This is a genomic window from Kocuria sp. LUK (genome assembly GCF_021012935.1).
In the GTDB taxonomy this organism is placed as follows: domain Bacteria; phylum Actinomycetota; class Actinomycetes; order Actinomycetales; family Micrococcaceae; genus Kocuria; species Kocuria flava.
This window is the reverse complement of sequence record NZ_JAJMZI010000003.1, coordinates 188,893-202,494: the sequence shown is the minus strand read 5'-3', so window position 1 is coordinate 202,494 and position 13,602 is coordinate 188,893. Positions and strand designations below refer to the sequence as shown.

Below are 13,602 nucleotides of genomic sequence, written 5' to 3'. Positions count from 1 at the left end.
TCTCCCCGTGGGGTCCCCGCGCCGGCGGGGCACCCCGTTGATCGCCTCACTGTACGACGCAGTCGCATCTATTTGCATTCAATAACGGAGGTCACAAGAGGGGACACCACCCGCGTTCCCGATGGTGAACGGCGGGGGTTAGGCTTCATGCGATCCGATGAACTGGGCGCGGGGGCGTCCGGGGACCGCGGGGCCCCACCCGAATTCCGGGGCCTCGCCGCGATCACCGCCGGGGCCGAGGGGGTCCCGGGGACACAGATCCGGGGGGAGCTGAACCGATGAGCTGCGATCCGTCCTGCTCGAGACCAGTCCGAGGGCCGAGGACCCGTGCCGCCCAGGGGCTGCTGACGGCGGCCGTCCTGGCCGCCGCGCTCACCGCCTGCGGCGCCGGCGCCGAGGAGCCCGGCGCCATGGAGGCGTTCGAGGCCGACACCACCGGGGTGGCCACCACCCCGGTCGACGTGCCCGCCCCGGAGCTGGAGTCGGCCGGGCCCGTGGCCGCCGACGCCCCCGAGGTCGAGGCCGTCGCGGCCGCCCTCGAGGCGCAGGAGGCCTTCACGCCCTCGGACCCGCCGGCCGGCGGCGCCGCGGCCGAGCCCGAGGGCGCCGGCGCGGACTCCGCCCAGCAGACCGGCCAGGACGCGGCGGTCGCCGCCGAGGCCGCCGCCGAGCTGGACCCCGAGGCCGTGGCCGCCGCGCAGGAGAGCGCCCGCGGGCCGGCGCTGCAGGAGATCCTCGCGACCCTCGCCGAGTTCGAGCACCAGGGGTGGGAGCAGCAGGGCACGCCCGTCGTCGTCGGCGAGCCCGTCACCGCCCCGCTGCCCGCCCCCGAGGAGGGCCCCGACGGGGAGGCCGTGCGCGTGACCGTGTGCCTGGACTCCTCCGCGGTGACCGTGGTCGACCGGGACGGCGCCGTGGTGCGCGGGCCCGAGAAGGACCGCCGGGCCCTGCACAACTACGACCTCTTCCGCCAACCGGGCCAGTCGTGGCAGGTCGTCCAGCACGGCTTCCCCGACGACCCGACCTGCTGAGACCCCGAGCCCGGTGAGGAAACCGACCATGCACAGCAACTCTTCCGCGGCCCCGCACGGGCGCCGCCGCGCCGGCCGACGGCGCCTGCCCCTCGTCCTGGCCACCGTCACGGCCATGACCGCGACCCTGCTCCCGTTCGCCCCCGTCACCGCCGCCGAGCCCGCGCCGGCACCGGTCGACGGGAAGACCTCCGCGAGCGCCGCCGCCTCCTGCTGGGAGATCAAGCAGAAGGACCCGGCCTCGAAGTCCGGGGTCTACTGGCTCGTGACCCCGCAGATGTCCGAGCCCGGCCAGTTCTACTGCGACCAGGTCACCGACGGCGGCGGCTGGGTGCTCGTGGGCCGCGGCCGCAACGACTGGAAGGAGTACTACGAGGGCGTCGGCACGCCCGCCGAGGTCTCCTCGACCGTGACCGGCCCGGCCGCGTTCGCGCCCAAGCAGCTGCCCTCGAAGACCGTGGACGCCCTGCTCAACGGCCAGCGCCCCGACGAGCTCGAGGACGGGATCCGGCTGCGCCGGGCCCGCGACGCCCAGGGCAGCACGTGGCAGGAGGGGCGGATGAAGATCTCCGCCAAGCCCCACTGGAACTGGACCTTCGGCTCCCGCACCCCGGTGACCTCCTTCTCGCTCGTCTACGGCACGGGCGTGGCCTCCGGCACCTCGGGGACCACCAACGACTTCGGCACCAACAACGGCACCGCCCGGGTCCGCTTCCAGGACGTGACCGAGACCAGCTGGCAGCGCGGCTTCCGCTACGGCGACGAGATCACCGGCAGCAACACCTCGACCACCTACCACTGGACCCCGGCCGCCGGCGGCAAGGGCGCGATCCCCTTCACCCAGATGTACGTGCGGCCCAAGGTGACGCAGCAGGCCTTCCAGGGCCAGGCGATCCCCGCGTCCGGCACCCCGGCCGCGGCCCAGCGGGCGCTGCCCAACAGCGGCGCCGAGCCGACCACCTGGGGCGCCGTGGAGCGCGCCGACGGGCAGGACGGCGAGATGAACACCGAGGTCCAGGCCCTCGAGCAGATCGGCTCGACCGTCTTCGCCGGCGGCAACTTCAAGGCCATGCAGAAGAGCTCGACCGGCACCGGCCGCGTCGCCCAGTCCTACCTGGCGGCCTTCGACGTGGCCACCGGCGAGCTGCGCACCGGCTTCCGCCCCGTCTTCGACGGCCAGGTCAAGGCCCTCACCGAGCTGCCCGGCGGCAAGCTCGCCGTGGGCGGGCGCTTCAGCACCGTCAACGGCGTGCGCACCCCCGGCTTCGTGGTCCTCGACGCCGCCACCGGGCAGGTGGACGGCTCCTGGAACCTCAAGGTCGAGAACCTGCTCACCAACGGCGTGCTGCAGGTGCGCACCCTCGACGTCGAGGGCGACTGGCTCTACCTCGGCGGGGCCTTCACCCACCTCTCCGGCGGGGACGCCGACGGACGGGTCTACGCCCGCAGCGGCGCCCGCGTGAAGATCTCCACGAGGACCCCGGACGCCTCCTGGAACCCCGAGTTCAACGGCACCGTGGCCAGCCTCGACGCCTCCCCGAAGGGCGACCGCCTCTACGCGGCCGGATACTTCAACCAGTCCCAGGGCGCCTCGGCGTTCCGCCTGGCCGCCGTGCGCACCACCGCCGGCGCCCCGCTGGAGACCTGGAACTGGGAGCCCTCCGTGGCCGTGAACTACGCCGACCCGGGCCAGACCGCCTTCCAGCTCGCCGTGCGCGAGCAGGGCGGGACCGTGTGGGCCGGCGGCGCCGAGCACTCGATGTTCGGCTACGACCGCTCCACGTTCCAGCGCACCTCCTGGGGCATCACCTCCCTGGGCGGGGACATGCAGGCCATCACCTCGACCGACAGCACCGTCTTCGGCGCCTGCCACTGCTTCCACTGGTTCAACGCAGGGGCCACCAAGTGGATCAAGGCCGGCGGCAACACGAAGCCCGTGACCGTGGCCGACCGCATCAACGCGGTCGGCGCGTGGGACGCCGGCAGCGGCACCTACCTGCCGGACTTCAACCCGGAGCTGAAGGGCTTCGGCGGCTGGGGCGTGTGGGCCACCCTCGTGGACAGCCGCGGGGTGCTGTGGGTCGGCGGCGACATCAACCGCGCCGTCTCCCGCACCGGCTCGGCACAGTGGGCCGGCGGGTTCCTGCGCTTCGCCCCGCGCGACGCCGCCGCCCCGGCCGCGCCGTCGAACCTGAAGGTCGCCACGGGCACCGCGGAGGACACCCTGACGTGGACCGCCTCGCCCGAGGCCGGGGTCCGCTACCAGGTGCTGCGCAACGACCGCCCGGTCGCCACCGTCACCGGCACCACCGCGAAGGTGGCCCACCTCGACGGCGCCCGCTACGCCGTGCGCGCCGCCGACGCCGCCGACAACCGCTCCGCCTCGACCCCGGTGGTCACCGCCGGGGACGCCCCGGAGGAGCCCGTCGAGCAGCCGCCGGCCGCCGGCAGCACGCTCGTGGCCGCCGGCTCGGAGTGGCGCTACCACCACAACAAGGAGGTCGCCCCCGGCGAGGGCTGGCGCGAGCCCGGCTTCGACGACGCCGCCTGGAAGAAGGGCTCGGCCGTGCTCGGCTGGGGCTCCGACCAGGTCCGCACCACCCTCGTGGCCGACGGCACCCGCCCGATCGTGACCCAGTTCCGCCGCACCGTCGACGTCGCCGACGCCTCGAAGGTCGCGACGCTCAAGCTCACCACCCGCGCCGACGACGGCGTGGTGGTGTGGGTCAACGGCCACGAGGTGCTGCGCAACAACGTGACCGACGGCTCCCTCGAGGACCACCCCTGGGCGCTGTCCGCCCGCCGGACCGCCACCGCCGTGGCCGAGCCGGTCGAGGTCGAGGTGCCCGCGTGGATGCTGCGCACCGGCAAGAACGTGGTCGCCGCCCAGATGCACTCCAGCTGGACGAACACCACCGACACCAGCTTCGACCTCCGGGTCGAGGCCGTGGCCGGCACCCAGCCCCAGGCCCCGGCCGACCAGCCCGCGCCCGAGGACCCGCAGGAGCCCGTCGAGGAGCCGGCGGACCCGGCGGACCCGGTGGACCCGGTCGAGGAGCCGGAGCAGCCCGCCGACCCGGACGCGCTCGTGGCCGAGGGCTCGGACTGGCGCTACCACCACGACCGCGCGAACCCGCCGGCCCGCGACTGGGCCGCCCCGGACTTCGACGACGCGGCGTGGAAGCAGGGCTCGGCCGTGCTGGGCTGGGGCTCGGAGCAGCTGGGCACCACGCTCGTGGCCGACGGCACCCGGCCGCTGACCACGTACTTCCGCAAGGACGTCGAGGTCGCCGACGCCTCGACGGTGGAGAAGCTCGTGCTCACCACCCGCGCGGACGACGGCGTGGCGGTCTACGTCAACGGCGAGGAGGTCGTGCGCTCGAACCTGCCCGACGGGGTCCTGGCCTCCGGCACCTACGCGACCGCCCCGCGCCGGACCGCCACCGCGGTGGCCGAGCCGGTCCGGGTCGAGGTGCCCGGGTGGATGCTGCGCGACGGCACGAACGTCATCGCCGCCGAGATGCACTCCAACTGGACGAACACCACGGACGCGAGCTTCGACCTGCGCGCCGAGGTCGTCGAGGGCGCCCAGCCCGAGGCGCCCGCCGAGGTCCCGGAGGTGATCGCCCGCGGGGCCGAGTGGTCCTACCGCCACGCCGACTCCGTCCCGGAGCAGGACTGGGAGCAGGCCGGCACGGTGCTCGACTGGGCGAGCGGGCGGGCCCCGTTCGGGTGGGGCACCCCGGTGGCCACGGAGCTGACCACCGACGGCCGCCGGCCCCTGGCCACCCAGTTCCGCAAGGAGTTCACGGTCGCCGACCCCGCCGCCCTGGGCGAGCTGCTGCTCACCACCCGGGCCGACGACGGGATCGTCGTGAAGGTCAACGGCAAGGAGGTCACCCGGGCCAACATGCCGGAGGGCGAGCTGGACTGGACGAAGTACGCGCTGAGCGCCCGGCGGACCACCGCCGCGCTGGCCGACCCGGTGACCGCCGTGGTCCCGGTCTCGGCGCTGAAGCCGGGGGTCAACGTGATCACCGTCAGCGTCCACGTGGACTACCGCTCCACCCCGGACGCGAGCTTCGACCTCGAGCTCACGCCCCGGCCGGAGGACGCGGCGTGAGCGCCGCGCCCGAGCCCGGCGCCGGCGCCCCGCGGCGCCGGCCCACCTTCCCGGAGGCCCTGGCCGGGCTGCGCGCCGCGCAGAAGCCCGGCCAGGGGGTCCCGGCCTACACCCGGTGGGTCAACCGCCCGCTGGCCCGGTACGCGGCGGCCGAGGCCGCCGCGGCGGGGCTGACGCCCAACGGCGTGACCGCCCTCAGCGCGGCCCTCTCGGCCGCCGGGCTGGTCGTGCTCGTGGCGGCACCGGTCGCGCCGGCCACCGGCGTCGTCGTCGCCGTGCTCCTCGCGGCCGGCTACGTCCTGGACTCGGCCGACGGGCAGGTCGCCCGGCTCACCGGCACCGGCTCGCCCGCCGGGGAGTGGCTGGACCACGTCGTGGACGCGGTCCGGACCCCGGGCATCCACCTGGCCGTGGCCGCCGCCGCGCTGCTGCACCCGCGGCCCGGCCCCTTCCCCGCCGCGGCCCTGGCCGTGCTCGCCGCGGCGTTCGTGCTCGTGGAGGTCGGCCAGTTCATGAGCCAGATCCTCGCCGAGCAGCTGCGCCGCAAGGACGGCCTGGCCGGCCCGCCGGCCGGCGGGACCCTGCGGTCCTTCCTCAACCTGCCCACCGACGCCGGGGTCACCTGCTGGATCTTCCTCCTGTGGGGCGTCCCCGCCCTGTTCACCCCCGCCTACGCGCTGCTGCTGGCCGCCCTCGCGGCGATCAGCGCGGTGTCGATGCGGCGCAAGTACCTGGGCCTGACCACCCGGCCGGCCCGCCCGGCCACCGGCACCACCGCGGACGACGGCGCCGTCGTCGTCCCCCTCACCGACAGGAGCAACCGCCATGTCCGCTGACCTGATCGCCCCCGCCTCCGCACCCACCACCGCACCCACCACCGCGCCCCGCACCGCGGCCGGCTTCGGCTCCGACCAGCCCTCGGTCTCCGTGCTCATCGCGACCGCCGGGCGGCCGAAGATGCTGCGCGAGGCCGTGCGCGCGATCGTCGAGCAGGACTACGCCGGCCCGCTGCAGGTCGTGGTGGTCTTCGACCGGATCGACGTCGACGCCCTGGCCGACGTCGCCGTCCCCGCGGGCGTCGAGCTGCTGACCGTGCCCAACACCCGCACCCCCGGCCTGGCCGGGGCGCGCAACACCGGCATCGCGGCCGCCACCGGCGAGATCGTCGCCTTCTGCGACGACGACGACGTGTGGGCCCCGCGCAAGCTCACCCGCCAGGTCGCGCACTGGACCCTGCACCCGGAGGCCTCCGCGATCGCCGGCACGATCCGCATCGTCTCCCACGACCGGGAGATCTCGCGCACGCCCCAGCCGGTGGCCACCTTCCCGGAGCTGCTGGCCGACCGGATGATGGAGATCCACCCCTCCGCGCTGATCTGCCGCCGCGCCGACCTGCTCGGGCCCGTGGGCACCGTCGACGAGGCGCTGCCCGCCTCCTACGGCGAGGACTACGACCTGCTGCTGCGCCTGGCCCGCCACGCCCCGGTGCACTCCGTGCCCGAGACCGTGCTGACCGTGCGCTGGGACCGGCCCTCGTTCTTCCGCGAGAAGTGGGCGGACATCGCCGCGGCCCTGGAGTACATGCTGCGCAAGTTCCCCGAGTTCGGGACCAGCGACCGCGGCACCGCCCTGCTCGCCGGGCAGGTGGCCTTCGCCCACGCCGCCTCCGGGCAGCGCCGGCAGGCCGTGCGCTGGGCGCGCGCCGCGCTGCAGCACGACGCCGCGCAGCTGCGGGCCTGGGGCGCGCTCGTCGTGGCGACCGGGCTGATCGGCGCGGAGCGGCTGCAGAACGCCGTGTCCTTCTTCGGCCGCGGGCTGTGAGACGGCCGTGACCGCGCTGACCCCCACGGTGGTGGCCCCGGCCCCGGTGCGCCGGGGCACCGGGGTCCTCCCCGCCTGGCCGCTGCTGTCCCTGTTCTGGGGCCTGCCCCTGTTCTGGGCCTCGGGCGCCCTGCAGTTCGCCCCCACGGTGCTGGCCGTGGTGATGCTCCTGCTGCTGCTCCTGCAGCGGCGCGAGGTCCGGGTGCCCTGGCCGGCGTGGGTGCTCGGCGCGTTCCTGCTGTGGATGCTCGCCAGCTCCGTGCAGATCGACAGCGTGGGCTCCTGGGCCGGGTTCGCCCTGCGCTGGATCAACCTCGCCGCCGCGCTCGTCTACGTCGTCTACTACTGGAACGCCCGGCAGAGCCTCGACCACCGGCGGTTCCTGCGGGCCGCCGTCGTCGCCTGGGCCACGCTCGTGGGCCTCGGGCTGCTGACGTTCGTGATCCCCGAGGCCCGGCTGACCACCCCGGTGGGCCTGCTGCTGCCCCAGGGGATCACCTCCAACGCCCTGGTGCAGAACTACTTCTTCCCGCCCCTGGCCGAGGTCCAGCTGCCCTGGGGCGCGCCCGAGGCCTACAACCGCCCCGCCGCCCCGTTCCCGTACACCAACGGGTGGGGCTCCGGGTTCGTGATCCTCACCCCGCTCGTGCTCGCCTACCTGACCACCGTCCGCTTCCGGCCCCGGCACCTGCTGGTCGTCGCCGGGCTGCTGGCCTCCCTGGCCCCGGCCGTGGCCACGACCAACCGCGGCATGTTCCTGGCCCTCGGCCTGGCCCTGGGCTACGTGCTGGTCCGCATGGTCCTGCGCGGGCGCGTGGGCATCGCCCTGGCCGGCGGCGGGGCGGTCGCGGCCGTGGGCGCGTGGCTCGTGGCCAGCGGGGCGGTCGAGCGGATCCTGGGCCGCCAGGAGTACAGCGACAGCACCGGAACCCGCTCCGACCTCTACCGCGACACCTTCCTGGCGACCCTCAAGGCCCCGCTGCTGGGCTACGGTGCGCCGGTCTACGACGAGACGGTCGGCATCGAGATGGGCACCCAGGGCTACGTCTGGACCCTGATGTTCTGCTACGGGCTCGTGGGCCTCGGGCTGTTCATGGCCTACCTGCACGGGACGACCCTCGCGACCCTGCGGGCGCGCACCACCACCGGGATCCTGGTCCACGCCGTGCCCGTGGCCGCGTGCGTGTTCTTCACCTTCTACGGCCTGGACGCCGTGCAGTTCATCCTCATCAGCCTGAGCCTGGCCGTGCTGCTGCGCTCGCGCCGGTACGGGGAGGGGCTGTGAGCGGGCCCGGCCTGGCGCGCAGCGGGTCGCTGACCTTCGCGTTCGTCGTCACCGGGGCGGGCCTGGCCTTCGGGGCCACCCTGGTGGTCTCCAACGCCGCCGGCGCGGCCGCGGCCGGGCAGTTCTTCCAGGTGGTCGCCGTCCTGGCCATCGCCACGACCCTGTCCACCTTCGGCGCCGACACCGGGCTGGTGCGCTCGCTGCCGGCGCTCACCGCCCGCGGGCAGGGGGACGGGGTGGCCGCCGTGCTGCGGATCGCCGCCCGGCCCGTGCTGCTGCTCGCGGCCGGGGTCGCCGCCGCCGCGGTGCTGCTGGCGCTGCTGCCCGGGGTGCTGCCCGCCGAGGTCGGCCCGGCCGTGCTGCTGGCCGCGCCCTTCCTCGTGCTGGGCGCCCTGCTCAACCTCGCCTTCGGGACGCTGCGGGGGCTGCACCGGGTGCCGACCTTCTCCTTCCTGCAGAACGTGGCCCTGCCCTCGCTGCGCGTCGCGGCGGTCGCCGCCGTCGTCGCCGCCGGCGGCGGACTGCTGGCCCTCACCGCCGCGTGGAGCGTCCCGGTCGCGGCCGTGGCCGTGGCGGCCCTGCTCCTGCTGCGCCGGCTGCTGCGCGGGCTGGACCGCGCGCCCGGAGCCGCTCCCCCGCCGCCCCCGGACCGGCAGCGCCGGGCGTTCTGGTCCTTCTCCTCGGCCCGCGGGGTCACCGCGGTGGTCGAGGCGCTGCTCGAGTGGCTCGACGTCCTGCTCGTCGCCGCGTTCCTGGGCCCGGCCGCGGCGGGGGTCTACGGCGTGGTCAACCGCTGCATCCGCGTCGGCGCCATGCTCGACCACACCGCCCGCATCGTCACCGGCCCCTCCATCAGCGCCGCCCTGGCCGTCGACGACCACGCCACCGCCCGCTCCGTGTTCACCCGCACCACCGCGGTGCTCGTGGCCGGGGCCTGGCCCTTCTACCTCACGCTGCTGCTCTTCGGCCCCGGGGTGCTCGCCGTCTTCGGCGAGGGCTTCGGGTCCGGCTACCCCGCCATGGTCGTGATCGCCTCGGCGATGCTGCTGGCCGTCTCGGCCGGCGGGGTGCAGTCGCTGCTGCTGATGGCCGGGCGCAGCCGGTGGCAGCTGATGAACAAGTCCGCCGCGCTGGCCGTGGCCGTCGCCCTGAACCTGTGGCTGATCCCGCAGTGGGGGCTCGTCGGCGCGGCCACGGCGTGGGCCGCCTCGGTGCTCACCGACACCGGGCTCGCGCTGTTCCAGTCCGTGCGGCTGCTGGGCATCGCGCCCCGCTGGTCCGTGGTGGGCGCCACCGCCGCGGCCGCCGCGCTGGCCACCGGCGCCTCCGGCCTGGGCGTGCGCGCCCTGCTGGGCCCCGGCATCCCGGGGCTGCTCGTGCACGGGGCGGTGCTGGGCCTGCTGCTCGCCGCCGCGGCGGCGGTGCTGCTCGCCCGCCGGCGTGCCGCGCAGCGGCGCCCCGGCACCACGGCACCCGCCCCGGGTCCCGGCGCCGCGGCACCCGCCGTGGGTCCGGGGGCCACGGCACCCGCCGGGGGTCCCGGGGCCGCCGACCGGGGGACGGCGGAGGCGGACTGTGGCCCGAAGAGACCACGGCCCGGGCGGGACCCGCTGTGGTCCCGATGAGTTTGCATCTGTAACATTCAAAGCGATCGACATCGGAGCAGGACGCCGCCGGGACCGACCCCGGCAGCCGTCGCTGGGGACCGGGTCGGGGCTCGCCGGGGGGCGGGCGCCGGCCGCGACCGGTCCGCCGAGCCGACCCGCGATCCACCAGGGGGGAAATCCACATGAGCGAGACTCTGCACACCATCGGCGCCGACGGGCGCCGGACCCGGGCCGAGGACGCCCGCGGGGGCACCGGCGGGCCCGGCACCCCGCCCGCGCCGCCGGCCACGACGCCGCCGTGGCGGCGCCTGGCCCGCCGCTGGCCCACCATCCTCGGCACGTGGCTGCTCGTGCTGGTCGCGGCGCTCGTCGCCGGGCTGCTGTGGCCGCCGAGCTACCAGGCCACGGCCTCCATGACCGTCTCCCCGAGCGCGGTCAACCCGCTCACCGGGGCCTCCGGCACCGAGGAGGTCGAGATGCAGACCGAGATGGCCACCATGGCCTCCCAGCGCATCACGACCCGCGCGGCCGCCCTGCTGCAGGACGTGCCCGTCGAGGACGCCGACCCCGCGCTCGCGCAGGAGCTCGTCGAGCAGCTCGAGACCGCCGCCCCGGACGACACCCAGGTGCTGCGCGTGACCGTCACCGCCGGCGACCCGGACCAGGCCGCCGAGCGCGCCAACGCCCTGGCCGAGGCCTACCTCGCCGACCGGGCCGAGGACGTGCGCACCACCGCGGACGACACCCTCAAGCGCATCGACGAGTCCATCGCGGGCCTCGAGCGCTCCGACGACGACGCCTACAGCCTGCGCCAGCTGCGCGAGCAGCGCACCGCGCTGGCGCTGATCTCCCCGACCCCGGGCCGCGTGATCAGCGAGGCCACGCCGCCGGAGCAGCCCTCCTCCGCGGGCCTGCTGCTCTTCCTCGCCGGCGGGCTCGCCGGCGGGCTGCTGCTGGGCGCCCTCGCCGGGGCCCTGCGCGAGCGCGCCGACCACACCGTGCGCCGTCCCGACCGTCTCGCCGAGGTGACCGGCACCCCCGTGGTCGTGCTGCGCTCCGAGGACGACGCCGACGGCGCCCTCGAGCTGCTGCGCCGGCTGGCCCAGGACCAGGGCCGGGCCGTGCCGCGGCCGGGCTCGCGGATCGCCGTGCACTCGGCCCGCCCGGGCCAGGCCGCCGTGGTCGTCAACGCCCTCGACGAGGTGCTCACCTCGTGGGGCGGGTCGATCGAGCTCGTCGGCGCCGACACCCTCGCCGAGACCGTGGGCCCGATGGCCGGGCCCGACTGGCCCGAGTTCGATGACGCCCCGCCCGCCCTGCTGGCCGCCGTGGTCCCGCCGCGCGCCGGCGTCGCGGAGCTGGCCGCGCTGGCCGACCGCGTCGACGGCGTGGTCCTGGCCGTCGAGCCCCGCGGCGACCGCCGCCGCTTCGGCAGCCTGTTCGCGCGGCTCGCCGGTCGCGGCGCCGCCGTGGTGCCCGCGTTCGTGGCCCAGCGCCAGGCCCGCACCGAGCCGGCCCCGGCGCACGCCGCCCAGGACTGAGCACGCCCGCCCCTGCCGGGGAGCGGTTCCCCCGGGAACCCGCTCCCCGGCACGGCCGCATCCCCGGCGCGGCCGCCGCAGTCCGGCACCCGACCGCCCCGCCGCCGTCCGCCCGGGGCGGTCGCGGCACCGGGGGCGCGGCCCCGTCCGCGCCCGCCGGGGGTCCCGGCCGGCGCCTCCCGGCCCGCCCGTCCCGTCGTCGTCCGTCCACCACCTTCTGCGAGGAGTCCACCGTGGAACCCACCACCCGCTCCACCGGCCCCGTCCCGGTCGTCCTGCCCGCCCACGACGTCGTGGTCTCCCTGGGCGCCCAGGAGCACGGCTTCAACCGGCTCGTCGAGTGGGTCGAGGCCTGGCTCGTGCGCCGTCCCGAGGTCAGCTGCCTGCTGCAGCACGGCTTCTCCCGTCCGTCGCCGCTGGCGCGCTCGGTGCGCCGGGTCCCGCGCCCGCAGCTGCTCGAGCAGTACCGGCAGGCCTCGGCCGTGGTCGTCCAGGGGGGCCCGTCCTCGATCGCCGACGCGCGGGGCCTGCGGATCCGGCCGCTGGCCGTGCCGCGGCGCCCCGCCCTCGGCGAGCACCGGGACGACCACCAGGCCGCGGTCACCGACCTGATGGCGCAGGCGGGCGAGGTCGTCCGGCCGGACTCCGCCGAGGAGCTGGCGGTCCTGCTGGACCTGGCGCTCGCCCGGCCCGCGCTCTTCCGCGACGGTCCCGCCCCGCACCACGCGGTCCCGGAGCGGCCCGGGCGGCCGCGCATCGCGGTCTGATCCCGCCGGCGGCCCGGTCCGCCGCGGCCCCGCACGGGGTCCCGGCGGCGGCGCACCCGCCCGCGTCCCCGCCGCCCGGTCCGCCCCGGCCCGGCACGCCACCCGGTCCGCCCGGGCCCGGCACGCCGCTCGGCACGCCCGGGCCCGGCACGCCGCTCGGCACGGTCAGGCCCGGCACGCCCCTCAGAACGGTCAGGCCCGGCACGCCCCTCAGAACGGTCGGGCCCGGCACGCCCCTCAGAACGGTCGGGCCCGGCACGCCGCTCGGCACGGTCGGGTCCGGCACGCCCCTCAGAACGGTCAGGCCCGGCACGCCCCTCAGAACGGTCAGGCCCGGCACGCCGCTCGGCACAGTCGGGTCCGGCACGCCACCCGGCCCCGGCACGCCGCTCGGAACGGTCAGCGCCTCCGGGCGCAGCGCCCGGCGCGGGAGCCGCCGTGGAGAGCAGACCACGGGACGGTGGGTGCACCTTCTGACCGCACGGCGGTCAGGGGGCGTGCACCGCCAGCGCGGGCCGTCCCCGGGCGCGCAGCCGCTCGGCGAGCGCGGCGGCCGCGGCGGCGCCGTCGAGCACGTGGGCGACCGTCGGCCCCGAGCCCGAGACGAGGCTCGCGAGCGCCCCGGCCTCCTCCCCCAGCGCGAGCGTCTGCGCGAGGTGGGGCGCCAGGGACAGCGCGGCCGGCTCCAGGTGGTTGCGCAGCAGCGGCGCGGCCCGGCCGAGATCGCCCCGGGCCAGGGCCGGCTCGAGCTCCGGCGGCAGCGCGGGCGGGGGCACGTCCGTGCCGGCCCGCAGCCGGTCGAGCTCGGCGTAGACGGCGGGCGTCGACAGCCCCGCCGTGTCGGCGACGAGCACCAGGTGCAGGGGCGCGCCCACGGCCGCGGGCCGCAGCTGCGCCCCCGTGCCGGTGCCGACCGCCGCCCCGCCCGCCAGCGCGAACGGCACGTCCGCGCCGAGACCGGCAGCGAGGTGCCGCAGGGCGTCGTCGTCGAGGGCGGGCTCCCCGGAGACCCGGGCCGCGAGGCGGTTGACGGCCCGCAGCGCGGCCGCGGCGTCCGCGGAGCCCCCGCCCATGCCCCCGGCCACGGGCACGGCCTTGTCGATGCGCAGGTGCAGCCCGCCGATCAGCCCGGGGAAGCGCTCGAGGACCGCCCGCGCCGCCCGCACCGCCAGGTTGGCCGTGCCGGTGGGGACCGTGTCGAGGGAGAAGGTGCCCGCGGCGATCTGCTGGTCCACGAGGGAGCCTGGCACCGCCGCGACGTCCACGGCGATGCCGGTGCCGCGGGTCAGCGTGGCGGTCACGGTCTCGACGGCGCTCACGGCGCAGTACAGGCTGGCGACGTCGTGGTAGCCGTCCGGGCGCGGCGGACCGGCGGCGAAGAACAGGTTGACCTTGCCGGGGGCGCGGGCCTGCTCGGCGAGCATCAT

At 76.6% G+C, this 13,602-nt stretch carries 9 protein-coding genes; 8 read left to right on the top strand and 1 reads right to left on the bottom strand.

Annotated features, from left to right (window positions below; genetic code table 11):
* The first annotated feature begins 278 nt into the window (after positions 1–278).
* From LQU92_RS06530 to LQU92_RS06495, 8 genes are all read left to right on the top strand, one after another.
* Complete coding sequence (locus LQU92_RS06530) at positions 279–1,031, top strand: hypothetical protein (protein ID WP_180814723.1); 753 nt, start codon at positions 279–281, stop codon at positions 1,029–1,031.
* Between the two features lie 28 nt (positions 1,032–1,059).
* A complete protein-coding gene (locus tag LQU92_RS06525; protein ID WP_230779102.1) occupies positions 1,060–5,154 on the top strand; it encodes a fibrinogen-like YCDxxxxGGGW domain-containing protein in 4,095 nt (1,364 codons plus the stop codon).
* Positions 5,151–5,990: a CDP-alcohol phosphatidyltransferase family protein gene (locus tag LQU92_RS06520; RefSeq protein WP_230779099.1), complete on the top strand. Its 840-nt coding sequence runs from the start codon at positions 5,151–5,153 to the stop codon at positions 5,988–5,990. The genes LQU92_RS06525 and LQU92_RS06520 overlap by 4 nt, the downstream gene beginning before the upstream one ends.
* Positions 5,980–6,975 (top strand): glycosyltransferase family 2 protein, encoded by a 996-nt coding sequence (locus LQU92_RS06515; RefSeq protein ID WP_230779096.1) that lies wholly within the window; start codon positions 5,980–5,982, stop codon positions 6,973–6,975. Before LQU92_RS06520 ends, LQU92_RS06515 begins: the two co-directional genes overlap by 11 nt.
* A 7-nt stretch (positions 6,976–6,982) precedes the next feature.
* Positions 6,983–8,260, top strand: a complete 1,278-nt coding sequence (locus LQU92_RS06510; protein WP_230779093.1) for an O-antigen ligase domain-containing protein — start codon at positions 6,983–6,985, stop codon at positions 8,258–8,260.
* Positions 8,257–9,885, top strand: a complete 1,629-nt coding sequence (locus LQU92_RS06505) for a polysaccharide biosynthesis C-terminal domain-containing protein (RefSeq protein WP_308071592.1) — start codon at positions 8,257–8,259, stop codon at positions 9,883–9,885. The genes LQU92_RS06510 and LQU92_RS06505 overlap by 4 nt, the downstream gene beginning before the upstream one ends.
* Positions 9,886–10,049: 164 nt before the next feature.
* Positions 10,050–11,408 (top strand): hypothetical protein, encoded by a 1,359-nt coding sequence (locus LQU92_RS06500; RefSeq protein ID WP_230779090.1) that lies wholly within the window; start codon positions 10,050–10,052, stop codon positions 11,406–11,408.
* A 233-nt stretch (positions 11,409–11,641) separates the two neighbouring features.
* Positions 11,642–12,175, top strand: coding sequence for a hypothetical protein (locus LQU92_RS06495; RefSeq protein ID WP_230779088.1), 534 nt, complete (start codon positions 11,642–11,644; stop codon positions 12,173–12,175).
* A 488-nt stretch (positions 12,176–12,663) separates the two neighbouring features.
* Here the strand turns inward: LQU92_RS06495 and LQU92_RS06490 are convergent, their stop codons facing one another.
* Positions 12,664–13,602, bottom strand: coding sequence for a 4-(cytidine 5'-diphospho)-2-C-methyl-D-erythritol kinase (locus LQU92_RS06490; protein ID WP_230779621.1), 939 nt, complete (start codon positions 13,600–13,602; stop codon positions 12,664–12,666).